Origin of the sequence: Streptomyces sp. A5-4 (genome assembly GCF_051131715.1) — a bacterium.
GTDB lineage: Bacteria > Actinomycetota > Actinomycetes > Streptomycetales > Streptomycetaceae > Streptomyces.
Genome location: NZ_CP178591.1, coordinates 2974597 through 2997502, shown reverse-complemented (window position 1 = coordinate 2997502; position 22906 = coordinate 2974597). Strand labels below are relative to the sequence as shown.

Here is a 22906-nt window from a genome sequence, read left to right as displayed (position 1 = left end):
CGCTTTGTCTTCCCTCGGCAAGGCCCCAGGCGTACCTTGAGCGCCCGATCTGATGTGTCGTCAGGTAAATTCCGGCATAAGGGGAACTTGAGGTGTCGTACCAGAAGCGGACAACTCTCGCGCTGGCAGCGGCGGTTGCGGGCTCGGTGGTGCTGCTGGCCGCCCCCGCAGCCCATGCCGACGTCGTGGACGTCAACTACCAGTGCAAAACGCCGATCGGGAACAAGGGAGCCGTCTCCCCGATCGACATCAAGGGCGTCAAGAGCGGCAGTGGCTACAAGCTCACCATGTCCTTCCAGAAGGGCGTCTCCTCCAGCCCCGTCGAGCTGGGCAAAGGAGCGATGAGCCCGAGCGCGGTCATCAGGACGGGCGGTGCGGAGAGCGGCGCCGTAGCGGTGTCGGGTGCGCCGAACGCGGCGGCCATTCCGGCCAACTCCCCCATCAAAATCAGCGACTTGAGCGGAACGTACACGCCGAAGAAGAGCGGCAAGGTCACCTTCACGGCCTCCGTCCTGACCATCAAGGCGCTCGGTACGACCACCACCTGCACGCCGACCAACAGCCCCAAGCCGGCGCTGGAAATCGACGTCAAGGGCGCGGGCGGCGGCAGCGGCGATTCGACGGGCGGTACGTCGCAGGACACACCGCCCGCCTCCGGCGAGCTGCCCAGGACCGGGCCGTTCGACTCGGCGGCGGCCCTCGGCACGTTCGGCGGCACGGTGCTGCTCGGCGGAGCGGCCGGGGTGCTGTGGCTGACCAGGCGCGGCCAGCGGCGTACGGGCTGATTCCAGCCGTACGCGCCTGCCTGTCCGCCCTGTCCGCCGGTCCGCGTCCGTGCGTCCGAGCGGTCCGCCCGTACGTCGTTCCTGGGAGCTGGGAGCCGCCCATGCCGTCGCTCTGCCTTGCCCGCCGCCGTGCCCGTCCCGCAGGTCGCGTCGGCTCCGTCGCCGGGACGCTGCTGTGTGCCGTCCTGCTGTCCGCGCCCACCGCCCCCGCCGCACCCGCGGCGGACGGCGGGCCGGCCTGGACGGCGGCGCCGAGCGGCGGGCGCGGAGACGGGCGCGGCGAGGGCAGGCCGTACTTCTATCTGGAGGGCGCGGCCGGCACCGTCCTCCAGGACAAGGTGTCGCTGGCCAACCCCGGCAGTGAGCCCCGCACGGTGCGGCTGCGCGGCGCCGACGCGTACAACGCGCGGGGCGGCGCCTTCGCCGTACGGGAAAAGCTGAGGTCCACCGGAACCGGGGCGTGGATCGCGCTCGCCACGGACGAGGTGAGGATCCCGCCGCGCACCCGCGCGGAGGTCCCCTTCTCCGTCACGGTGCCGCAGGGCGCGACCCCCGGCGACCACCCCGGCGCCGTCGTCGTCACGGGCGGGGGCCGCGAGGTGGGCGTACGGATCCATCTGCGGGTCAGCGGGCCCACGCTGGCAGCCCTCACCGTCGAGGACGTGACGGTCGGTGCGCGGGGCGACGCCGCGATCGTCCGGTACGCGCTGGTCAACCGGGGCAACACCGCCCTCACCCCGCGCCTCGCGCTGCGCGCGCGGGGCCTCTTCGGGGAGCTGTTGCGGCGCGACGCCCGCACCCTGCCGGTGGAGTTGCTGCCGGGTCAGCGCGTCGAACTGACCGAGCCCTGGCCGGACGTCCCCACGCTCGACCGGGCCGAGGCGCGGCTGACGGTGACCGCGGCGGGCGGCGCACACGGCGAGGCCTCGGCCGTGACGAACTTCGTGCCGTGGAGCGCGGTGGCCGGAGCGGGCGCCCTACTCCTTGCGGCGGGTGGCGCGGCGGCCCGGCTGATACGACGTCGGCGACGGCAGGGGCGGGAGACCGCCGGGCCGGATGCCGACGGGGACGCCGACGGCGGTCCCGGGGCGGCGGGCCGCGAAGAGACCGGTACGGAAAGGCAATTGGCGAGGGCGGGAGCGCGATCGTGAGGAGCAGTACGGACAAGGTGACCGCCGCGCGGCACCTACCGCGGGGCCCGCGACGCCACACACCCGCCGTGCCATCGAAGCCCCGGACGCGCCGATCCGGGCCCGACCGGGCCGTTCGCCGCTGGGCGGCGGTGCTCGCGCTGGGCCTGTTGCCCGTACTCGTCCTGTTGCCCGTGGCACCTTCGTCGGCCGCGCCCGCTGCCGCGCCCGCTGCCGCGCCCGCTGCCGCGCCCGCTGCCGCGCCCGCTGCCGCGCCCGCTGCCGCGCCCGCTGCCGCGCCCGCTGCCGCGCCCGCTGCCGCGCCCGCTGCCGCGCCCGCTGCCGCGCCCGCTGCCGCGCCCGCTGCCGCGCCCGCGACAGCCGTGCTCCCGCGCACCGCGGGTTCGGTCGCGGCGGACGGGAAGCCCGCCGTCAAGCTCTCCAAGGAAGAGGCGGGCAAGGGGGGCGACATCTCCGTCAGCGGTTCGGGCTGGCGTCCCGACACTCTGCTGATGATGCTGATCTGCGGCCGGGCGACACCCGAGCGAGGCGTGATCGGCGGCACCAACTCCTGTGCGAACTCCGACGGCCGCGCGGTGACCACCGACTCCAAGGGCGCGTTCCGCAAGAAGATACCGGTGTCCGAGCCGCCCGAACCGTGCCCGTGCGTGGTGCACGTCGCCACGGTCACCGGCGAACGGGCCTTCGCCCACGCCGCGTTCAAGGTCGCGGGGCACCCCGTCGGGCCGCTGCCGGAGCCGGGCGCGGGCGGCAGGCTCGCCGTACTCGCGGCGGCCAGGCTCGACGGCTCGGGCTCCCTCCTCACCTGGTTCGGCGCCCCGGCCGCCCGCACCCTCGTGGTCACCGTCGGCAACCTCGGCACCGACCCGGTCAAGGACCCCGTCTTCCGGATCGGCTCCTCGCATGGTGTCTTCGCCCCGCAGTGGGAGCAACGCCAGTGGCGGGGCACCATCCAGCCGGGCCGCAAGGCCCAGGTGAAGCTGGACGTACAGCTGGCCGCGGGCGCGCACGGCGACTACCTCGTCTCGCTGAAGTACGGGCAGAAGGTGCTCGCCGAGCAGCCGTGGGGCGTCGGACGGCCTTGGGGCATCACGCTGTTCTGGCTTCTGCTGTGCGTGGTTGTGCCGGCCGCCGTCTTCCGGATCGGCATGGCGGCCGTCGACAAGGCACGGCCGCGCACGGCGGCGGGCCGCGCCGGCCGCCACCGCACGGTGCGCCTTCCCGGCCTGAAACCGCTCGGGGCGCGCACATCGGGCGCGTCCCGCAGACCGCCGCGCCGCGATCCCGCCGCGCCCCCACCCCCCGACTCCACGGCCGGCGCCGGCACGGTCCTGCCGTGGTTCACCCCGGACAGCACACCGGGGCCGCACGCCCAGATCTCCGCACCGGACCGGAACAGCCCGACGACGAAGGGAAATTTGTGAGCACGCAACGGAGGATGAGTGCGGCAGGCGTCGCGCTGATGCTCGGCGGTGCGGGAATCCTGCTGGTGGCGAGTCCCGCTCAAGCAGCCGAAGTCTCGTACAAGACCGAGTGCATACCCCCGCCCATATCCGGCCTGCCGCCCATCCAGGGCACGACCAGGGTGGAGATCGCCGCCCCCGCCGAGGCCAAGGTCGGCGACGAGGTGGAAGTGGTGTGGAAGACGGTCGAGGCCGCCTCCAAGAACCCGGACGTCCTCGATCTTGGAAAGGACACGGTCAAGCCGACCGGCACGATCAAGGTGGGCGGCGCGGCGAGCGGCGACCTCAAGATGGAGGGGCCGCGACAGAATCCGCCGATTCCCAAGAACAGTCCGATGATCCTCCCCGAGATGAAGGGCAAGCTGAAGCTGGAGAAGGCGGGCGAGGTCACGCTGACGCCCGACGCGTACAACACCAACGTCAGCAAGCCCATTTCGACGGACACCAAGTGCACGCCGAAGGAAACGGTCAAGGCCGGAGCGACCATCAAGGTCACCGAGGGCAGCGGCGGTACGACGGGCGGCACGACCTCCGGCGGTACGACGACGGGCGGCACAACGTCCGGTGGTACGACCTCCGGCGGTACGACCACGGGTGGTACGACCTCCGGCGGTACGACCACGGGCGGTACGACCACGGGCGGTACCACGTCCGGCGGCAGTGACTCGGGCGGCGGCACAACCTCCGGCGGTACGGCGGGCGGTGGCGACGGCGGGAGCGACTTCCCGGGCAAGGAAGTCGCGGTCGCCTTCGCGTGCAAGTCGCCGGGCCCGGCGGGCATCAACGGCAAGGTGACCATCAACGCCAAGAAGGACGGCGGCAGTTACGGCCTCACCGTCAAGACGGCCAAGGGCGTCATGGACAGCCCGGCCGCGCTCCCCGCGGGTGCGCTCAAGCCCTCCATGGCGATCACCGTCGGCGGCGCGGACAAGGGCAGCGTCTCCGTGACGGGCCCCGGGAACCCGGAACCGCTGGAACAGGGCAAGCCGGTCGACCTGCCCGACATGACAGGGACGTACAAGCCGGGCGCCAACGGCAAGTCGACGCTCAGTCCCGGCACCCTGACCATCGACGTCACCCTGGGCGGCCAGAAGATCAGCATCCCGTGCACGGTCAAGGGGGAGGCGAACGTCTCCCTCGAACTCGACACCTCCGCCCAGCCGGGCGGCGCCTCAGGAGGCACCGCGTCCGGCGGTGACACCGCGGGCGCGGGTGGCGCGGGCGGTACGGCCTCCGGTGGCGGCACCGACTCCGGCGGCGGCCTCGCCGACACCGGTGCTTCGGACAACGGCGGCCTGCGCGCGCTGGGCCTGATCGCCGGCACGGTGATTTTGCTGGGCGGCGCGGTGTTCACCTTCACCCCGTGGCGGCGGCTGCGGGGCGCCCGGTGAGCTGATGGCAGCGCGAAGGGCCGTCGTACCGGGTCCATGGACCCGGTACGACGGCCCTTCGGCCGTGCTGCGTTCAGGCGGCGACGTACGTCAGCGCACGTCGCCCATCAGGGCCTGGACCTTCTTGCGGTACAGGAAGATCGCGACACCGGCGCCGAGCGCCGCGACGGCCTCCATGGTGACCACAGCGGTGCTGTCGAGGCCGACGCCGTAGGTCGCCAGCAGGGTCATCACGCAGTCGCCCGCGGTGACCGCGAGGAACCAGACGCCCATCATCTGGCTGGCGTACTTCACCGGCGCCATCTTCGTGGTGACCGACAGGCCGACCGGGGACAGGCACAGCTCCGCGACGGTCTGCACGAAGTAGATCGCCACCAGCCACATCGCGGCGGCCTTCTGGCCGTCGGACGCGATGCCCAGCGGGAGCAGGAAGACGAAGAAGGACGCGCCCACCAGCATCAGCGAGGAAGCGAACTTCACGATGGTGGACGGTTCCTTGCCAGTGCGGTTCAGGGCCAGCCAGAGGGCGGCGAAGACCGGGGCCAGGGCCATGATCAGGACCGGGTTGACCGACTGGTACCAGGAGACCGGGAAGTCCCAGCCGAAGACGCTGTTCTCGGCCGAGGACTTGGCGAAGATCGACAGGGTCGAACCGCCCTGGTCGTAGATCATCCAGAAGATGGCAGCGGCGACGAAGAACCAGATGTAGCCGGACATCTTCGACTGCTCAAGGTCGCTGAGGTCCTTGTCGCGCTTGATGCGCGTGAGGACCGCCACCGGAATGATCAGGCCGAGGACGGCGATCGGGACCAGGATCCACTTGTCGGTGATGTCGGCGAAGAACGAGACAGCGAGGTAGAAGACGGCGATGACGCCCGCGGCCATCAGGCACTTGACCAGCGTGCTGTTGCGCTCCGCGACCGTCAGCGGCTTCGGGACGACGCTGCTGCGCTCGTTCAGGTGGCGGGTGCCCATCATGAACTGGACCAGGCCGAGGCCCATGCCGACAGCGGCGATCGCGAAGCCCAGGTGCCAGCTGACCGTCTCACCGATGGTGCCGATGACCAGCGGAGCGATGAAGGCACCCAGGTTGATGCCCATGTAGAAGACGGTGAAGCCGCCGTCGCGACGCGGGTCGTCCGGGCCGTCGTACAAGTGGCCCACCATCGTCGAGATGTTGGACTTCAGCATGCCCGAGCCGATGGCGACCAGGCCGAGACCGGCGAAGAAGCTGCCCTGCCAGGGCAGCGCCAGCGCCAGGTGGCCGGCCACGATCACGAAGCTCGCTATGGCCACCGTCTTGCGGGGACCCCAGACGCGGTCGCCGAACCAACCGCCGGGCATGGCGAGCAGGTAGACCAGCGCGAGGTAGATCGAGTAGATCGCCGTCGCTGTGCCTGCGTTCATGTTCAGGCCGTTGGGGGCGATCAGGTACAGCGGCAGCAGCGCACGCATGCCGTAGTAGCTGAAGCGCTCCCACATCTCCGTCATGAAGAGGGTGGCCAGGCCGCGGGGGTGGCCGAAGAAGCTCTTTTCCGTCCCCGGAGTCCTGGGGGTGTCCTTCGTCAGGCTGGACGCCATGGTCGATCCTTGCTCGCTCGGGACGCGTCCGCCTCGTGAGCGAGTACGCGCCCGGTGGGGGGCGGCCGGCACCGGTACGGAGCTGAGCCCGCACCGGGATCCACACCCACCGCGCCACAGCGCAAGGGGGCCCGGCCCACAGGTCATTGAGGTCGTGCACCGCCGTGGGGCTGGTCAGTGCCCATCCCACACAGAAAGGGAGACCTTTGGCGCGCCTACAGCCAAAAGGTCCCCTAGTACTGCTAAAGGCGTCACGACACCATACGACACGACAGTGGAGCATATGGAAGGACTTGAGAGATGAATCACAGGCGACACTGGAACCATTGGCGCTGATTCGAAGGGCAATACCAGCATCACATCCCGAAGCCACAGGGACGGACGTTCCACCGGCGATCGGCCCACAGCTGGTACCCCGCGACGACTACCATCAGCCCATGACCCGTGTACTGCTCGCCGAGGACGACGCATCCATCTCGGAGCCGCTGGCCCGCGCCCTGCGTCGGGAGGGCTACGAGGTCGAAGTGCGTGAGGACGGACCGTCCGCGCTCGACGCCGGCCTCCAAGGGGGAGTCGACCTCGTCGTGCTCGACCTGGGGCTGCCCGGAATGGACGGCCTGGAGGTCGCCCGCCGACTGCGCGCCGAAGGCCACACCATCCCCGTCCTGGTCCTGACCGCGCGCGCCGACGAGGTGGACACCGTGGTCGGCCTGGACGCCGGCGCCGACGACTACGTCACCAAGCCCTTCCGGCTGGCCGAGCTGCTCGCCCGGGTACGGGCCCTCCTGCGGCGCGGCGCCAGCGAGCCCGTCCCCCCGCCCGCCACCCATGGCGTACGGATCGACGTCGAGTCGCACCGGGCCTGGATGGGCGACGAGGAACTCCAGCTCACCGCCAAGGAATTCGACCTGCTGCGGGTCCTCGTGCGGGACGCCGGCCGGGTCGTCACCCGCGATCAGCTGATGCGCGAGGTCTGGGACACCACCTGGTGGTCGTCGACCAAGACCCTCGACATGCACATCTCCTGGCTCCGCAAGAAGCTGGGCGACGACGCCGCCAACCCGCGTTACATCGCCACCGTGCGGGGCGTCGGCTTCCGCTTCGAGAAGAGCTGACGTACACACACAGCCATGCGCCGTCGCCTGATCAATTCCACCCTCGCCGTGGTGCTCGTCGTCATCGCGGTCTTCGGCGTCTCCCTGGTCATCGTGGAGACCCGCACCATCAGCAACAGCGCCCAGGAGAGCGTCGACTCGGAGGCGCTGCGGCTGATCAGCGTCGTCGAGAGCAAGCTCCTCGGTGAGGAGCGGGTCAATCCCGCGGTGCTCGCCGAACAGATCGACGCCGATCGTTACGCCCGGATCGACCTGCCGGGCCGCGACTCCATCGAGATCGGCGAGCGCCCCGGCGGCGGTGTCATCCAGGGCAGGGCCAAGGGCGATCACGGTGAGACCGTCACCGTCCAGGAGTCCCGCTCCACCGTCAGCCGTGAGGTCGGCCGCACCCTGCTGATCATCGGCGCGGTGGCGCTGCTCGCGGTCGTCGCCGCGGTGCTCCTCGCCGTACGCCAGGCGAACCGGCTGGCCTCCCCGCTCACCGACCTCGCCGAGACCGCCGAACGCCTCGGATCCGGCGACCCGCGCCCCCGCCACAAGCGCTACGGCGTGCCCGAGCTGGACCGGGTCGCCGATGTGCTCGACTCCAGCGCCGAGCGGATCGGGCGGATGCTCACCGCCGAGCGCAGGCTCGCCGCCGACGCCTCCCACCAGCTCCGTACGCCACTGACCGCCCTGTCCATGCGCCTTGAGGAGATCACCCTCACCGACGACCTGGAGACGGTGAAGGAGGAGGCGACGATCGCCCTGACACAGGTCGAGCGGCTCACCGACGTCGTGCAGCGGCTCCTCACCAACGCCCGCGACCCGCGGACGGGCTCCGCCGTCGCCTTCGACCTCGACGAGGTCATCAAGCAGCAGATCGAGGAGTGGCGCCCGGCCTACCGCGGCGAGGGCCGCGCCATCGTGCACTCGGGCCGGCCGGGCATGCGGGCCGTCGGAACGCCCGGCGCGGTGGCCCAGGTGCTGGCCGCGCTGATCGAGAACTCCCTGATGCACGGCGGCGGTACGGTCGCCCTGCGCACCCGCATCACCGGCAACCAGTCGGTCATCGAGGTCACGGACGAGGGCCCCGGCGTGCCCGCCGATCTCGGGGCGCGGATCTTCGAGCGGTCCATCAGCGGCCGCAACTCCACCGGCATCGGCCTGGCCGTCGCGCGCGATCTGGCGGAGGCGGACGGGGGCCGCCTGGAGATGCTCCAGCAGCTGCCGCCGGTGTTCGCGCTCTTCCTCAGCCGGGTGACACGCACCACCAAGGACGAGAAGGCGGACGAGGAGGAAGAGCCGGAGCCGACGATCAGGTGACGCGGTCCACCTGGACGGTCCGACGGTCGCCCAGGAACGACTCGGCCGTCTCGACGGCGTCCCGCTCGGGTGTCTCGCGGAAGACCCAGGTGCGGTAGGACCAGAAGCGGAAGACCGTCGCGATGCCGAGGCCGATCACGTTCTTCGCGACGTTGTCGGCGAGCGTCGAGGTGAAGCCGAGGCCGTAGTGCGACAGCGCCAGCACGCCGTTCTCGATGACCAGGCCGACGCCGCTGAAGAGAAGGAAGAGCGTGAGCTCCCGGCTGCGCCCGCGCTTGTCGCTGCTGCGGTACGTCCAGTAGCGGTTGCCGAGGTAGTTCGTGCCGATGGCGACCGCGGTGGCGATGACCCCGGAGCGTACGACCGCGAGGTCGAAGTAGTGCACGCAGACGTTGAAGACGATCGCGTTGACCACAAAGCCGACGGCTCCGACCGCACCGAATTTGGCGAGCTCACGGACGAGTCGGTCGAGTCGCGTCCGCAGTGCTCCTCGCTCGCTCATGGTGATGGCCCATCCCTGTTCGGTCGGTGTCGCCCGGTCCTCCGGCCGTCCGTGGCCGTCTGTCCATGCTAACCAGCGCCCACCGCCGATGCCTGCGCGCACCATCGATCCGGTCGCGACGTGTCACAGCGGGCACCCGGGCCGTGACGCGGAGCAGCCGGGAGGGAGGCCGTGAGCCTGCGGATACCCTGGAGGTGTGACGTTCCCGGTAGTCGGCATGGTCGGTGGCGGTCAGCTCGCCCGAATGACCCACGAGGCGGGCATCCCCCTCGGCATCAGATTCAAGCTCCTCAGTGACACTCCCCAGGACTCGGCGGCCCAGGTCGTCGGCGATGTCGTCATCGGCGACCATCGCGATCTGGACACGCTGCGCGCCTTCGCGCGCGGCTGCGACGTGATCACCTTCGATCACGAGCATGTCCCCATCGAGCACCTGCGGGCCCTGGAGGCGGACGGCGTTCCCGTCCGCCCCGGTCCCGACGCGCTGACGCACGCCCAGGACAAGGGGGTGATGCGCGAGAAGCTGATGGAGATCGGGGCGCCCTGCCCGCGGCACCGGATCGTGAGCGATCCGGCGGACGCGGCGGCCTTCGCGGCGGAGGGCGACGGTTTCCCCGTGATCCTCAAGACCGTGCGGGGCGGCTACGACGGCAAGGGCGTCTGGTTCGTCCGCAGCGAGAAGGACGCCGAGGAGCCCTTCCGGGCCGGCGTCCCGGTCCTCGCCGAGGAGAAGGTCGACTTCGTACGGGAGCTCGCGGCGAACATCGTGCGCTCCCCGCACGGCCAGGCCGTGTCCTACCCCGTCGTCGAGTCCAGGCAGGTCGACGGGGTCTGCGACACCGTGATCGCCCCGGCGCCCGGCCTCCCGGACGGCCTCGGCGGCCAGGCGCAGGAGCTGGCGCTGCGCATCGCCAAGGAGCTGGGCGTCGTCGGTCATCTGGCGGTCGAGCTCTTCGAGACGACCGATGGCCGCATCCTCGTCAACGAGCTCGCGATGCGCCCGCACAACTCCGGCCACTGGACCCAGGACGGTGCGATCACCTCGCAGTTCGCGAACCACGTCCGGGCCGTCCTGGACCTGCCGCTCGGCGACCCCAGGGCCCGTGCGCCCTGGACGGTCATGTGTAACGTCCTGGGCGGCGACTACCCGGACATGTACTCCGCGTATCTGCACTGCATGGCCAGGGACCCGCAGCTCAAGATCCACATGTATGGCAAGGACGTGAAGCCGGGCCGCAAGGTCGGGCACGTCAATACCTACGGCGACGATCTCGACGACGCGCTGGAGCGCGCCCGTCATGCCGCCGACTACCTGCGAGGAACGATCACCGAATGACTCCTGTAGTGGGCATTGTGATGGGCTCGGACTCCGACTGGCCCGTCATGGAAGAGGCCGCCAAGGCGCTCGACGAATTCTCGATCCCCTACGAGGTCGACGTCGTGTCGGCGCACCGGATGCCGCGCGAGATGATCGCGTACGGCGAACTGGCCGACGGCCGCGGCCTGAAGGCGATCATCGCGGGCGCCGGCGGCGCAGCCCATCTGCCGGGCATGCTGGCCTCCGTCACCCCGCTGCCGGTCATCGGCGTACCGGTGCCGCTGAAGTACCTCGACGGCATGGACTCGCTGCTGTCCATCGTGCAGATGCCCGCGGGGGTGCCCGTCGCCACCGTGTCGGTGGGCGGTGCGCGCAACGCCGGGCTGCTGGCCGCCCGTATCCTCGCCACCCACGACAGCGAACTGCTCGTCCGCATGCGGGAGTTCCAGCAGGAGCTGAACGACCAGGCGACGGAGAAGGGCAAGCGGCTGCGCGCCAAGGCCATGGCCGGGGACAAGTTCGGCTTCGGCAAGTGACCGCCCCGGACAGGGGTCCGACGGCCGGGTCCGAGCACCTCGCCGCGGCCCGCGAGCTGCTCGCCGCGTACCCCGTCGTCGACGGTCACAACGACCTGCCGTGGGCGCTGCGCGAGCAGGTCCGCTACGACCTCGACCGGCGCGACATCGCCACCGACCAACAGGCGCACCTGCACACCGACATCCCCCGGCTGCGCGCCGGTGGCGTCGGCGCGCAGTTCTGGTCCGTGTACGTACGTTCCGACCTGGCCGGGGACGACGCCGTCAGCGCGACCCTGGAGCAGATCGACGTCGTCACGCAGCTCCTCGACCGCTATCCGGACGACCTGTCGCGCGCCCGCACCGCCGAGGACATGGAAGCGGCCCGCGCCGAGGGTAAAATCGCCTCCCTGATGGGCGCCGAGGGCGGCCACTCCATCAACAACTCCCTCGCCACCCTGCGGTCCCTGTACGCGCTGGGTGTGCGGTACATGACGCTGACCCACAACGACAACATCGCGTGGGCGGACTCGGCGACGGACGAGCCGGGGGTCGGCGGCCTGTCGGCGTTCGGCCGTGAGGTCGTACGGGAGATGAACCGCACCGGCATGCTGGTGGACCTGTCCCACGTGGCCGCCACGACGATGCGCGACGCGCTGGCCACCTCGGTCGCGCCGGTGATCTTCTCGCACTCCTCGTCGCGCGCGGTCTGCGACCACCCGCGCAACATCCCCGACGACGTACTCGCGCTGCTGCCGGCGAACGGCGGCATCGCGATGGCGACCTTCGTGCCGAAGTTCGTGCTGCCCGCGGCGGGGGAGTGGACCCGGCGCGCCGACGAGAACATGCGCGCCCACGGCCTCCACCACCTGGAGACGACACCGGAGGCCATGAAGATCCACCGCGCCTTCGAGGACACCCATCCGCGTCCGATGGCGACGCCCGCCACGATCGCGGACCACCTCGACCGGATGCGCGAGGTCGCCGGGGTCGATCACATCGGCATCGGCGGCGACTACGACGGCACGGCCTTCACTCCGGCCGGCCTCGAAGACGTGTCCGGCTATCCGAACCTGATCGCCGAGCTGCTGCGGCGCTCCTGGTCGTCGGCCGACCTGGCCAAGCTGACCTGGCAGAACGCGGTCCGCACGCTGCGGGACGCGGAGGACGTGGCCCGCGACCTCCGGACCCGCGTCGCCCCGTCGAACGCCACGATCGGGCAGCTCGACGGCTGACACGAACGGGTGAGACGCCGTGGGAGGCGTACGGGGTGGACACCCGGGGTGCGGGTGCGCCGGATCCCGCCCCGTACCCCCGAACGCTCCGTCCGCCGCGAACCCCTGCCGCTCCCGTGTCACGGTTGCCGAACTGCCGTCGCCGAATCCGGAGCCCAGTCATGGCAGATCTACAGGACGATCCGCACACCGACTCAGCCACTTCCTCCTCCTCGGTCGGACAGCTCGACCCGGAGGACAGGAGCGGCGCACCCGCGCACGCCGAGGCCTCGGCCGAGTGCACACCCGTGTACGCGGAACCATCGGACGAGTGCACAGCCGCGTACGCGGAGCCCCTGGCCGAGAGCGCGCCCGTGTACACCGAGCCCGCCGCCGACCCCGGGCCCGAGGTCCGGCCCGTCGAGCAGCATGCCCGCGCGCTGCTCGCCGAGCACCCCGTCGCCGACGGGTGCAACGGCCTGGCCTGGAAGCTCAGGGCCCTGACCTGGCACGACCTCGAACTGGGCGAGAGCACCCTGGACACGGACATTCCCCGGCTGCGGGCGGGTGGTGTCGGCGCGCAGTTCTGGTCCTTGCAGGTGCCGGCGGACTACACGGGCGACCAGGCCGTCAGCGTCACCCTCGAACAGATAGACCTGGTCAGGTCGCTGGTGGCCGCGTACCCCGAAAGCTTGCGGCTCGCGCAGGACGCGGGCAGCATGGCCGACGCCCGCAACTGCGGACGCATCGCCTCGCTGCTCGGCCCCGTCTCGGGCCACGCGCTCGGCGAATCGCTGGGCACGCTCCGGGCGTACCACACGCTGGGCGTGCGCAGCCTGGCGTTCGCTGGCACGCGCTGGACGCGGGAGGGGGAGGGACTGACCCGCTTCGGCCAGGAGGTCGTACGGGAGATGAACCGCCTCGGCATGCTCATCGACCTGGTGGGCGCGTCCGACCTGACGACCCACCGGGTCCTCACCGTCGCGAAGGCGCCGGTGCTCTTCTCCCGGTCCGGCGCCCGCGCGCTCGTCGACCACCCGGCGAACGTGCCCGACGACGTACTGCGCCTGCTCGGGCCCGACAAGGGCGTCTGCATGGTCAGCTTCGCCCCGGAGCAGGTCGGCTCGACCGTGGGTGAGCTGGCCGACCACCTCGATCACGTACGCGAGGTGGCGGGCCGCGAGTGCGTGGGTCTCGGTGCCATGTACGGGACCGAGGCGCCGCACATCGAGGGGCTGCCGGACGCGTCCTGCTACCCGAAGGTCGTGGCCGAGCTGCTGGACCGGGGCTGGGACGACGCCGACATCGCCCTGCTGACGTGGGGCAATGTGGCGCGCACCGTGCAGGACGCGGAATTCTCGGCCCGCGCCGCCCGTCGGCGCCGCGGGCCGTCGACGGCCACGGCGCAGGAGCTCGACGGCCTGTAGCCGCCGGGCTCCGGGCCCCCGGTCCGCCTCAGGAAGCGCCGGTCAGCCGGCGCAGAGGCAGAACGGGTGCCCGGCCGGGTCGGCGTACACGCGGAAGGACCGCTCCCGGTCCGTGGCGTCCAGCGGCTTCGCGCCGAGCGCGATGACCCGCTCCTCCGCCGCGTCCAGATCCTCCACCGTCAGGTCCAGGTGGAACTGCTGCGAGCCGTCGGGCGACGGCCACTTCGGCGGTACGAACTCGGGCGCCGCCTGGAACGCCAGTGGCGTCCCCTCCGGTCCGGCGAGGTCCACCCACCCGTCCTCGGTCTTGGGCTCCCCGCCCAGCAGCTCCGCGTAGAAACGCGCGAGCGCCTCCGGGTCCGGACAGTCCAGGACGACGGTCCCCAGCTTGGCCACGGGCATGGTTCCTCCTCAGGTGGTTACCGGTTACTCGCCTTTGACGGTAACCGTTACTCCATGGGACCGCAATGGAGGTAACCTCGCGAATATGAGTGACAGACCGCCCGCGCCCGGCGGACTCGCGCTGCTCGAAGCCCTGGTGAACACCCTCGACGTCGAGACGGGGTCCGACTCCCTCGACACGGCGGACGGCCGCGCCGCCTTCGGCCTCGCCGAACCCGAGGTGCCCGCGGCGCGCGCCCTGCGGGAGGCGCTGCGCGCGGCGCTCAAGGCCCACGCGGGCCACGGCGTACCCGCATCGGAGCTCGGCCGACTGCTGGCCGCCGCCCCCCTCCTGGTCACGATCGACCCGGCGGGCGCGGCCGAGCTGCGCCCGGCGGACCCCGCCGACCTGGCCTCCCGCGTCGCGGCGGCCGTCGCGACGGCGAGCGCGGACGGCAGCTGGCTGCGCCTGAAGGCGTGCGAGGCGGCGGACTGCCAATGGGCCTACTACGACCGGAGCCCGGCCGGCCGCAGCCGCTGGTGCACGATGGCGGTCTGCGGCAGCCGGGCGAAGATGCGCAAGTACCGGGCGCGCCGCACGGGCCAGGCCTGACCCGGGCGGGACCCGCTGCCGCCGTTGAGCGCCTCCCGTCGGGCGCCCGCGTCTACGCGCGCGGGCGGCCCATCGCGCGGTACGTCCAGCCGGCCTCGCGCCACACCGCGGGGTCGAGCGCGTTGCGCCCGTCCAGGATCAGCCGCACCGAAGCGGCCTCGCCCAGCTCCGCCGGGTCCAGTTCACGGAACTCGCGCCACTCCGTCAGGTGCAGCACCACATCCGCGCCGCGCACCGCGTCGATCGCGGTCGGGGCGTAGGCCAGGGTCGGGAAGATGCGCCGGGCGTTCTCCATGCCCTTGGGGTCGTAGACCGTGACCTGGCCGCCCTGGAGGTGGATCTGCCCGGCGACATTGAGCGCCGGTGAGTCGCGTACGTCGTCCGAGTCGGGCTTGAACGTCGCCCCGAGCACCGCCACCCGCTTGCCCAGGAAGCCGCCGCCGCCCAGCGCCTCGCGGGCCAGCTCGACCATGTGGCCGCGGCGCCGCATGTTGATCGAGTCGACCTCGCGCAGGAACGTCAGCGCCTGGTCCGCGCCCAGCTCACCGGCGCGCGCCATGAAGGCCCTGATGTCCTTGGGCAGGCAGCCGCCGCCGAAGCCGATGCCCGCCCGCAGGAACTTCTTGCCGATCCGCTCGTCGTACCCGATCGCCTCGGCCAACTTCACCACGTCGCCGTCGGCCGCCTCGCACACCTCGGCCATGGCGTTGATGAACGAGATCTTGGTCGCCAGGAAGGAGTTCGCGGAGGTCTTCACCAGCTCGGCGGTCGGGAAGTCCGTCACCACGAACGGCGAGCCTTCCCCGACCGGCGTCGCGTAGACGTCGCGCAGCGTCTTCTCGGCGCGCTCGCTCTCCACGCCCACCACGATCCGGTCCGGATGCAGCGTGTCCTGCACGGCGAAGCCCTCCCGCAGGAACTCCGGGTTCCAGGCGAGCTCCGCGTCGGCGCCCACCGGCGCCAGCTCCGCGAGCAGCGCCGCCAGCCGGGCGGCGCTGCCGACCGGGACGGTCGACTTGCCGACGACCAGGGCGGGCCGGGTCAGCTGCGGCGCGAGCGAGGCGAAGGCGGAGTCGACGTAACTCATGTCGCAGGCGTACTCGCCGTGCTTCTGCGGGGTGTTCACGCAGACGAAGTGGATGTCGCCGAACGCGCCGACCTCTTCCCAGGACGTGGTGAAGCGCAGCCGCCCGCTGGAGCCCTCGATGCCGGCGACGTGCTTGCGCAGCAGGTCTTCGAGCCCCGGCTCGTACATGGGGACCCTGCCGGCCGAGAGCATCTCGATCTTCTCGGGTACCACATCGAGGCCGAGCACCTCGAATCCCAGCTCAGCCATGGCCGCGGCGTGCGTGGCGCCGAGATATCCGGTGCCGATCACGGTGATTTTGAGGGCCATGTGGTGCTCCAGGGAGGTGCGGGTTGGCGGGCGCTGCCCGAGCATAGTCGGGCTCGCACGGTCGGCCGTTTCCGCCTCGATGCCCGCCGGCTCCCCGCTGTCGGCAAGCTCACGTATGCCTGGGACGGCCGGGACCACTAAAATCATGGTTACTTAACGGTAGTTAGCATCTTTGGGGAGTGAAGAGACCTTGGCAGGTACGCCTGATTTCGACCTGTACCGCGTGTCCGAAGAGCACGACATGCTCCGCGACTCCGTGCGCTCCCTCGCCGAGGCGAAGATCGCCCCGTTCGCCGCGGCGGTGGACGAGGAGGCCCGCTTCCCGCAGGAGGCGCTGGACGCCTTGGTCACGTCCGACCTGCACGCGGTGCACGTGCCCGAGGCGTACGGCGGCGCGGGCGCGGACGCCCTCGCGACGGTCATCGTCATCGAAGAGGTGGCGCGCGTCTGTGCCTCGTCCTCCCTGATCCCCGCCGTGAACAAGCTGGGCTCGCTCCCGGTCATCCTCTCCGGCTCCGAGGACCTCAAGAAGAAGTACCTGGGCCCGCTCGCCACGGGCGACGCGATGTTCTCGTACGCCCTCTCCGAGCCGGACGCCGGCTCGGACGCGGCCGGCATGAAGACCAGGGCCGTGCGCGACGGCGACTTCTGGGTCCTCAACGGTGTGAAGCGCTGGATCACCAACGCGGGCGTCAGCGACTATTACACGGTGATGGCCGTCACCGACCCGGAGAAGCGCTCCAAGGGCATCAGCGCCTTCGTCGTGGAGAAGTCCGACGAGGGCGTCACCTTCGGCGCCCCGGAGAAGAAGCTCGGCATCAAGGGCTCCCCGACCTGCGAGGTCTACCTCGACAACGTCCGGATCCCCGCGGACCGCATGATCGGCGACGAGGGCACCGGCTTCGCCACCGCGATGAAGACCCTGGACCACACCCGCATCACGATCGCCGCCCAGGCGCTCGGCATCGCGCAGGGCGCGCTGGACTACGCCAAGGGCTACGTCCAGGAGCGCAAGCAGTTCGGAAAGCCGATCGGCGACTTCCAGGGCGTGCAGTTCATGCTCGCGGACATGGCCATGAAGCTGGAGGCGGCCCGCCAGCTCACCTACGCGGCGGCCGCCAAGTCCGAGCGCGTCTCGGCCGGCGGCGCCAAGGAGGACCTGACGTTCTTCGGCGCGGCGGCGAAGTGCTTCGCGTCCGACGCGGCGATGGAGATCACGATCGACGCGATCCAGCTGCTGGGCGGCTACGGCTACACGCGTGACTATCCGGTGGAGCGCATGATGCGCGACGCGAAGATCACCCAGATTTATGAGGGTACGAATCAGGTTCAGCGGATCGTCATGGCGAGGAATTTGCCGTAGCGCGCCGCGCGCGGCCTCCGGGCCGAGCGTCTGGAACGGCCCCCGGCATCGCGCCGGGGGCCGTTCGCATGGGCCGGACGGAAAAGAAGTGGGACATTCTTCAGTTCGATGAGACACTGGTGTCTCAGATGGGTCCTGCCAGTCTCGGATCCTGCCAGTCTCGGAACGGAAGTCCCATGTCCCCCCTCGCCGCCACCCGACACGGCTCCGGGCAGGCCCAGCGCCTGGACCCCCGGCGCTGGATCGTCCTCGCGATCCTGTCGGGCAGCCTCCTGCTGATCGCGATGGACACCACGATCCTCAACGTCGCGTTCCCCTCGCTGGTCTCCGACCTGGGACCCGGCTCGGTCGAGCAGCTGTGGATCATCGACGTCTACGCCCTGGTCCTGTCCGGCCTGCTGGTCACGGCCGGTGCGCTGGGCGACCGGACCGGCCGCAAGCGGATGCTGCTGCTCGGCTTCGGGATCTTCGCGCTCGCCTCGCTCCTCGCGGTGTTCTCCACCGAGGCCTGGCACGTCATCGTGGCCCGCGCACTGCTCGGCGTCGGGGGCGCGGCGATCATGCCGTCGACCCTCTCGATCCTGCGCGACGTCTTCACCGACGCCCGCGAGCGGGCCTTCGCGTACGCCGTGTGGGCGGCCGTCCTCGGTGGCGGCATGGCGCTCGGGCCGGTCGTCGGCGGGCTGCTCGTGCAGGACTTCGGCTGGCACTCCGCGTTCCTGCTGAACCTGCCCGTCGCCGCCCTCGCGATCGCACTGGGCGCCCAGTTCCTGCCGGAGTCCCGCTCGCCGCGCGCAGGCCGGTGGGACTGGTGGGGCGTCGGGCAGTCGATCGTCGGCATGCTCGCCCTCGCGGGCGGTATCAAGCAGCTCGGCAAGAGCGGCTTCTCCGCGCCGCTGCCGTGGCTCCTGCTGGCCCTGGCCGCCGTCTCGCTGACGGTGTTCGTACGCCGCCAGCTCCGGCTGGACAACCCGCTGCTCCAGGTCCGGCTCTTCGCGAACCGCTCCTTCACCATCGCCGCCGCCGCCATCTTCCTCGGCATGGTCGGCATGGGCGCGGTGCTGTTCCTGGTCACGCAGTGGTTCCAGTACGGGCAGGGCTACACCCCGTTCGAAGCGGGCGTCCGGCTGCTGCCGGCGCCGCTCGGACTGATCGTCACCTCGATGGTCACCCCGTCCCTGATGCAACGCTTCCCCATCCGGCACATCCTCGGCACCGGCCTGGTCGTGATGGCCGCCGGGCTCGCCCTGCCGTGGGTGGTCCAGCGGTCCGCGGAGATCGGATACCCGGCGATCGCCGCCGCGCTGGCGGTTCTCGGGCTCGGCGTCGGCCTGGCCACCACGGTGGCATCCGTGACGCTGATGGCCGCGACCCCGGCCCATGACGTCGGCGGCGCCGCGGCGATCGAGGAGACCTGCTACGAGCTGGGAGCCGCCCTGGGCGTCGCCATCCTGGGCAGCCTGGCGACCGCCCTGTACCGGGCGAACCTGCCCGCGCTGAGCGTGGACGGGCCGGCGCTCGGCGCGGTGCGCGACTCGGTGGGCGAGGCCGCGCACGTGGCCCAGGGCATCGGCGGCGACGCGGGCCGGACCCTGCTGGACGCGGTCTCGGCGGCGTACACCACGGCCATCACACCGGCCTTCCTGGTCGGCGCGGTGCTGGCGCTGGGCGCGGCGGCGATGACCTGGGCGTGGATTCCGAAGGACCTGCGTCCCACGGAGAACGCGCACTGAGCCACCCGCGGCGGCCACCCCGAGCCGTATCCACGAACAGCGGGGGCCCGGACGGCAGACCGTCCGGGCCCCCGCGCACAGCACTCCCGGCTAGTTACCGGTGACCGTGACCTTCTCGTCCTTCTTCAGCTGGTCCACGAGCTGCGCGACCTTCGCCTTGTCCCAGACCAGGTTGCCGCCGTTGCTGCCCGAGATCGGGATGTTCATCGACTTGCCCTCGCCGCCGGTGACCCCCTTCATCGCGAAGAACATCTGGCCCAGGTCCCACAGGGACATGTCCTTGTCGACGATGAGGGTGTCCAGGCCCGCGCCCATGGTCGGATACAGCTTGAACGGGTTGAGGATCGTGCTCGGCGTCGCCGTCTGGCTCGCCAGCGCCGCCAGGAACTTCTGCTGGTTCTTCGTACGGTCCAGGTCACTGCCCGCGAAGGCGTACCGCGTCCGTACGAACGCCAGGGACTCCTCGCCGTTCAGTGTCTGCTTCCCCGCCTGGAAGTCGGCGCCCGACTTCTTGTCCTTGAACGCCTTCGGGATGTCGATCTCCACGCCGCCGATCGCGTCCACGATGCCGGCGAAGCCCGCGAAGCCGATCTCCACGTAGTGGTCGATGCGCAGGTGGGTGTTGTGCTCGACGGTCCGCACCAGCAGCTCGGGGCCGTCCTCGGCGTACGCGGCGTTCAGCTTCACCCGCCGGCCCTGGGCCGGGAACGTCTTGCCGGACTGCGAGCCGACGAAGGACGGGATCTCCACGTCGGAGTCGCGGGGCAGGGAGATCAGCGTCGGCCCGTTGGAACCGTCGTGCAGGATCATCATCGAGTCGGTCCGCTTGCCCTCAGCGGAGCCGGTGTGCAGCTTCTTCTTGTCGTCCGCGGTCATGCCCTCGCGGCTGTCGGAGCCCACGATCAGGTAATTGGTGCCGTCGCCGGCCCCCGGGCGCTCGATGACCTTCGAGAGGTCGACCTCACGCTTGAGCTTGCCGTCCGCCCAGAAGTACGTGCCGATGGAGACGGCGAGCAGCACGACGATCAAGGTCACTGATCCGAGCTTGATACGGCGCCTCCAGTCCGGCGCCGGTCCGCTGCGAGGCGCGCGCCCGCCGCGGGGCGGGGAGCCGCCGCTGCCGTTGCCGTCGCCGTAGACCTGGCCCGTGTTGTAGCCGTCGCCGCCGCCGCGGCCGTATTCGTCGTCGTAGCCCTGCGACTGCTGCTGCGGGACAGGACCGCGTGGCGGGGCGGCCGGCTGCGGGATCTGCCCGCGCTGCACATGCCGCATCACTTGCGCGCCCTCAGGCCGCGCGTCGCCGCCGCCGCGTCCGTTACGGTCGCCGCGGTCGTTGGTCCACCCGTTGGGCCAGTCGTTCATACCGACCAGTGTGCAGGCAAGATACGGGTGACTCACAGAGCAGGGGGGAAATCGGAGCAGTGCTGTTGCAGAGCTGATGCAATGGTGACCCCGCATAAGGTGGAGGGCATGACAGATCAGGCCCCGCGCCCGGAAGCCGACATTCCGGGCAAGCCCACCTCGGCGTCCCGCACCACGCTCAGCCACATCATGACCGGCAGCGACACCAATCTGCTCGGCACCGTGCACGGCGGCGTGATCATGAAGCTGGTGGACGACGCGGCCGGAGCCGTCGCCGGAAGGCACTCGGGCGGACCCGCCGTCACCGCCTCGATGGACGAGATGGTCTTCCTGGAGCCGGTCAGGGTGGGGGACCTCGTCCATGTGAAGGCACAGGTCAACTGGACCGGCCGGTCCTCGATGGAGGTCGGCGTACGGGTCCTGGCCGAGCGGTGGAACGAGTCGACCCCGGCGCAGCAGGTCGGCAGCGCCTACCTGGTCTTCGCGGCCGTCGACGCCGACGGCAAGCCCCGCACCGTACCGCCCGTACAGCCCGAGTCCGAGCGCGACAAGCGGCGCTACCAGGAGGCCCAGATCCGTCGCACGCACCGGCTCGCCCGGCGCCGCGCGATCAAAGAGCTGCGGGAGAAGCGCATCGCCGACGGCATCGACGACTGACCGCCGAGCGCACCCCTACGCCGTCGCGGGCGCCCCGGAGGGAACCCCCGCCGGCTCGTGGCAGGGCGCCCCGAGAGGCACCCTCACGGGCACACCACCTGGTCGCCGGTGACCGCCCCGAACCCGCCCTGATACGGATCCTCGGCCATCACCTTTTTGACCAGCTGGGGATTGGCCTTGAAGTCGGCGCCCGCGGACACCTTCAGCAGCCCGCCCTGCCCCCGCACGGCGCGCATCTCGCACCCGGGCAGCGCGGTCCGCAACGACTTCGCCGAGCGGTCCCAGCGCGGGTCGTACGTGACGAGGGTGCGCGCCAGGTTCCGCCGGGGTGCGACGGCCGGCATGCCGGTGGTCCGGAAACCGGTGCCCCGCAGCGCCTTGTCGAGGCTCTTGCCGACCCCCACGGTCGGCGTCCCGTTGTAGACCTGGACACGGATCTGCTGAGGCGCCACATCGACGATCGTCGCCTTCGGCTTCTTCGCCCGGCGCGGGGCGAGCGGCTTGTCCTCCCGCAGCGCCCTGAAGAGCTTCTCGGACTTCACCGGGTCCCACTTGATGGTCGACCCGATGCCCTCGACCGAGTAGCCCATCTTCCCGATCGGTACGGACGTGAACTCCGAGGACGCCGGCGAGAAGCCCTTCATCGCCCGGCCCAGAGCGAGCATCTCCTGGCTCCCGAAACCCTTGTCCGCGCGCACGGAGCCGAGCAGTGTGCCGGTGACCTGCTGGAACTTCACCGGGTTCAGCAGGATGCCGCTGCTGCTCGCCTTGGCGATGAAGGCGGCGAGGAAACGCTGCTGGCGCTGCATGCGGCCCAGGTCGGCGGCCCCGTCGATGTGCCGGGAGCGTACGTACTGCAGGGCCGCGCCGCCGTTCAGCCGGTGGGTGCCGATGGGCAGATCGAGGCCGGTGTACGAGTCCTTCAGCGGGCGGACCGTGCAGATCTCCACCCCGCCGACCACGTCCACGGTCTTCATGAACGTGGTGAAGTCGACCTCCAGATAGTGGTCGATCTTCACCTTGGTCATGTGCTCCACGGTCCGCACGGTGAGCTGGGGGCCACCCTCCGCGTATGCCGCGTTGATCTTCACCGGGTGCATCCTGTGGTGCTCACCACTGGACTCGTCCTTGTGCTCGGGCGCCTCCGCGTAGCTGTCCCGCGGCAGGCTCACGATGCTCGCGCGCCCGTTGTCCTCGGAAAGGTGCACGATCATGATCGTGTCGGTGCAGTGGCAGGGGGCGCCGCCCAGCCGGTACTTTTTCTTCTCGGCCTTCGTGATCCTGTCGCGGCCGTCGGTGCCGACGAGCAGGATGTTCGTGCCGTGACTGCCCTCGGGACGGTTCTTCATGTCCCGGAACGGGTCGACCCGTTCGATGCCGCTCTCCACGCCGGTCAGCACCGCGTGACCGATGCCACCCGCGCCGAGCACCACGACCGAGAGAGTCGTGGCCATGCGCATGGCCCACCGTGGGCGTTCGTCCTGCCTTCTGCTGCGGCTTCTGCGGCTCTGCTGAGGGCGGGGCGACGTGGGCAACTGAGACACCTCCGCGAAGGCAAGGGGGGGATCTTGAGCACCGTAAGCCCATACGATCCGCGACCTGGCGCAGCGACCCGGCCACGGCGCGTCCGTGTC

The 22906-nt window shown here is 70.8% G+C and carries 20 protein-coding genes; 14 read left to right on the top strand and 6 right to left on the bottom strand.

Annotated features, from left to right (window positions below; translation table 11 throughout):
- The first annotated feature begins 92 nt into the window (after positions 1–92).
- The 4 genes from ACLLJJ_RS13760 (at position 93) to ACLLJJ_RS13745 (ending at position 4790) form a co-directional block, all read left to right on the top strand.
- A complete protein-coding gene (locus ACLLJJ_RS13760) occupies positions 93–785 on the top strand; it encodes a peptidase (protein WP_434590514.1) in 693 nt (230 codons plus the stop codon).
- Between the two features lie 101 nt (positions 786–886).
- On the top strand, positions 887–1936 hold the full coding sequence (locus tag ACLLJJ_RS13755) for a COG1470 family protein (RefSeq protein WP_434590512.1): 1050 nt from the start codon (positions 887–889) through the stop codon (positions 1934–1936).
- Positions 1937–2298: 362 nt separating this feature from the next.
- A complete protein-coding gene (locus ACLLJJ_RS13750; protein WP_434600406.1) occupies positions 2299–3360 on the top strand; it encodes a hypothetical protein in 1062 nt (353 codons plus the stop codon).
- 14 nt (positions 3361–3374) lie between these two features.
- The gene (locus ACLLJJ_RS13745) at positions 3375–4790 is read left to right on the top strand and encodes a hypothetical protein (RefSeq protein ID WP_434590509.1); all 1416 of its coding nucleotides are present in this window, start codon (positions 3375–3377) and stop codon (positions 4788–4790) included.
- 90 nt (positions 4791–4880) lie between these two features.
- On the opposite strand, the gene ACLLJJ_RS13740 is transcribed toward ACLLJJ_RS13745, so the two are convergent.
- Positions 4881–6371: an oligopeptide:H+ symporter gene (locus tag ACLLJJ_RS13740; RefSeq protein ID WP_434590506.1), complete on the bottom strand. Its 1491-nt coding sequence runs from the start codon at positions 6369–6371 to the stop codon at positions 4881–4883.
- A 437-nt stretch (positions 6372–6808) separates the two neighbouring features.
- Between ACLLJJ_RS13740 and ACLLJJ_RS13735 the strand changes: the two genes are divergently transcribed.
- Positions 6809–7486 carry a response regulator transcription factor gene (locus tag ACLLJJ_RS13735; RefSeq protein ID WP_434590503.1) on the top strand — a complete coding sequence of 226 codons (678 nt, stop codon included), beginning with the start codon at positions 6809–6811 and terminating at the stop codon, positions 7484–7486.
- A 15-nt stretch (positions 7487–7501) separates the two neighbouring features.
- Positions 7502–8791 carry an ATP-binding protein gene (locus ACLLJJ_RS13730; protein WP_434590502.1) on the top strand — a complete coding sequence of 430 codons (1290 nt, stop codon included), beginning with the start codon at positions 7502–7504 and terminating at the stop codon, positions 8789–8791.
- On the opposite strand, the gene ACLLJJ_RS13725 is transcribed toward ACLLJJ_RS13730, so the two are convergent.
- Positions 8784–9293, bottom strand: a complete 510-nt coding sequence (locus tag ACLLJJ_RS13725) for a GtrA family protein (RefSeq protein ID WP_434590500.1) — start codon at positions 9291–9293, stop codon at positions 8784–8786. The genes ACLLJJ_RS13730 and ACLLJJ_RS13725 overlap by 8 nt on opposite strands.
- A 217-nt stretch (positions 9294–9510) precedes the next feature.
- Here ACLLJJ_RS13725 and ACLLJJ_RS13720 point away from each other — a divergent pair, with 217 nt between their 5' ends.
- From ACLLJJ_RS13720 to ACLLJJ_RS13705, 4 genes are all read left to right on the top strand, one after another.
- A complete protein-coding gene (locus ACLLJJ_RS13720) occupies positions 9511–10629 on the top strand; it encodes a 5-(carboxyamino)imidazole ribonucleotide synthase (RefSeq protein ID WP_434600405.1) in 1119 nt (372 codons plus the stop codon).
- Entirely contained in the window at positions 10626–11147 is a 522-nt protein-coding gene (gene purE, locus ACLLJJ_RS13715) for a 5-(carboxyamino)imidazole ribonucleotide mutase (protein ID WP_434590497.1), read from the top strand. Before ACLLJJ_RS13720 ends, purE begins: the two co-directional genes overlap by 4 nt.
- Positions 11144–12361 carry a dipeptidase gene (locus tag ACLLJJ_RS13710; RefSeq protein ID WP_434590494.1) on the top strand — a complete coding sequence of 406 codons (1218 nt, stop codon included), beginning with the start codon at positions 11144–11146 and terminating at the stop codon, positions 12359–12361. The genes purE and ACLLJJ_RS13710 overlap by 4 nt, the downstream gene beginning before the upstream one ends.
- Before the next feature lie 161 nt (positions 12362–12522).
- On the top strand, positions 12523–13767 hold the full coding sequence (locus tag ACLLJJ_RS13705; RefSeq protein ID WP_434590491.1) for a dipeptidase: 1245 nt from the start codon (positions 12523–12525) through the stop codon (positions 13765–13767).
- 42 nt (positions 13768–13809) lie between these two features.
- On the opposite strand, the gene ACLLJJ_RS13700 is transcribed toward ACLLJJ_RS13705, so the two are convergent.
- Positions 13810–14169, bottom strand: a complete 360-nt coding sequence (locus ACLLJJ_RS13700) for a VOC family protein (protein ID WP_434590488.1) — start codon at positions 14167–14169, stop codon at positions 13810–13812.
- Positions 14170–14254: 85 nt separating this feature from the next.
- On the opposite strand from ACLLJJ_RS13700, the gene ACLLJJ_RS13695 reads away from it, so the two are divergent.
- Positions 14255–14761, top strand: a complete 507-nt coding sequence (locus tag ACLLJJ_RS13695) for a CGNR zinc finger domain-containing protein (protein ID WP_434590486.1) — start codon at positions 14255–14257, stop codon at positions 14759–14761.
- 52 nt (positions 14762–14813) lie between these two features.
- Here ACLLJJ_RS13695 and ACLLJJ_RS13690 read toward each other — a convergent pair whose 3' ends face one another.
- Entirely contained in the window at positions 14814–16157 is a 1344-nt protein-coding gene (locus ACLLJJ_RS13690; RefSeq protein ID WP_434590484.1) for a UDP-glucose dehydrogenase family protein, read from the bottom strand.
- A 190-nt stretch (positions 16158–16347) separates the two neighbouring features.
- Here ACLLJJ_RS13690 and ACLLJJ_RS13685 point away from each other — a divergent pair, with 190 nt between their 5' ends.
- Entirely contained in the window at positions 16348–17520 is a 1173-nt protein-coding gene (locus tag ACLLJJ_RS13685) for an acyl-CoA dehydrogenase (protein WP_434590482.1), read from the top strand.
- A 176-nt stretch (positions 17521–17696) separates the two neighbouring features.
- Positions 17697–19253 carry an MFS transporter gene (locus ACLLJJ_RS13680; RefSeq protein ID WP_434590479.1) on the top strand — a complete coding sequence of 519 codons (1557 nt, stop codon included), beginning with the start codon at positions 17697–17699 and terminating at the stop codon, positions 19251–19253.
- A gap of 90 nt (positions 19254–19343) precedes the next feature.
- Here the strand turns inward: ACLLJJ_RS13680 and ACLLJJ_RS13675 are convergent, their stop codons facing one another.
- Complete coding sequence (locus ACLLJJ_RS13675; RefSeq protein WP_434590476.1) at positions 19344–20615, bottom strand: LCP family protein; 1272 nt, start codon at positions 20613–20615, stop codon at positions 19344–19346.
- Positions 20616–20723: 108 nt separating this feature from the next.
- On the opposite strand from ACLLJJ_RS13675, the gene ACLLJJ_RS13670 reads away from it, so the two are divergent.
- Positions 20724–21272, top strand: coding sequence for an acyl-CoA thioesterase (locus ACLLJJ_RS13670; RefSeq protein ID WP_434590473.1), 549 nt, complete (start codon positions 20724–20726; stop codon positions 21270–21272).
- Positions 21273–21355: 83 nt separating this feature from the next.
- Here ACLLJJ_RS13670 and ACLLJJ_RS13665 read toward each other — a convergent pair whose 3' ends face one another.
- A complete protein-coding gene (locus tag ACLLJJ_RS13665; protein ID WP_434590472.1) occupies positions 21356–22732 on the bottom strand; it encodes an LCP family protein in 1377 nt (458 codons plus the stop codon).
- Positions 22733–22906: the final 174 nt, after the last annotated feature.

Bases quoted from the DNA above. Each gene is read 5' to 3' on its own strand.
- ACLLJJ_RS13740 (WP_434590506.1), bottom strand. From the start codon at position 6,371: ATGGCGTCCAGCCTGACGAAGGACACCCCCAGGACTCCGGGGACGGAA.
- ACLLJJ_RS13705 (WP_434590491.1), top strand. From the start codon at position 12,523: ATGGCAGATCTACAGGACGATCCGCACACCGACTCAGCCACTTCCTCC.
- ACLLJJ_RS13670 (WP_434590473.1), top strand. From the start codon at position 20,724: ATGACAGATCAGGCCCCGCGCCCGGAAGCCGACATTCCGGGCAAGCCC.
- ACLLJJ_RS13665 (WP_434590472.1), bottom strand. From the start codon at position 22,732: ATGCGCATGGCCACGACTCTCTCGGTCGTGGTGCTCGGCGCGGGTGGC.
- ACLLJJ_RS13690 (WP_434590484.1), bottom strand. From the start codon at position 16,157: ATGGCCCTCAAAATCACCGTGATCGGCACCGGATATCTCGGCGCCACG.
- ACLLJJ_RS13700 (WP_434590488.1), bottom strand. From the start codon at position 14,169: ATGCCCGTGGCCAAGCTGGGGACCGTCGTCCTGGACTGTCCGGACCCG.
- purE (WP_434590497.1), top strand. From the start codon at position 10,626: ATGACTCCTGTAGTGGGCATTGTGATGGGCTCGGACTCCGACTGGCCC.
- ACLLJJ_RS13730 (WP_434590502.1), top strand. From the start codon at position 7,502: ATGCGCCGTCGCCTGATCAATTCCACCCTCGCCGTGGTGCTCGTCGTC.
- ACLLJJ_RS13725 (WP_434590500.1), bottom strand. From the start codon at position 9,293: ATGAGCGAGCGAGGAGCACTGCGGACGCGACTCGACCGACTCGTCCGT.
- ACLLJJ_RS13755 (WP_434590512.1), top strand. From the start codon at position 887: ATGCCGTCGCTCTGCCTTGCCCGCCGCCGTGCCCGTCCCGCAGGTCGC.
- ACLLJJ_RS13720 (WP_434600405.1), top strand. From the start codon at position 9,511: ATGGTCGGTGGCGGTCAGCTCGCCCGAATGACCCACGAGGCGGGCATC.
- ACLLJJ_RS13745 (WP_434590509.1), top strand. From the start codon at position 3,375: ATGAGTGCGGCAGGCGTCGCGCTGATGCTCGGCGGTGCGGGAATCCTG.
- ACLLJJ_RS13675 (WP_434590476.1), bottom strand. From the start codon at position 20,615: ATGAACGACTGGCCCAACGGGTGGACCAACGACCGCGGCGACCGTAAC.
- ACLLJJ_RS13695 (WP_434590486.1), top strand. From the start codon at position 14,255: ATGAGTGACAGACCGCCCGCGCCCGGCGGACTCGCGCTGCTCGAAGCC.
- ACLLJJ_RS13735 (WP_434590503.1), top strand. From the start codon at position 6,809: ATGACCCGTGTACTGCTCGCCGAGGACGACGCATCCATCTCGGAGCCG.
- ACLLJJ_RS13680 (WP_434590479.1), top strand. From the start codon at position 17,697: ATGTCCCCCCTCGCCGCCACCCGACACGGCTCCGGGCAGGCCCAGCGC.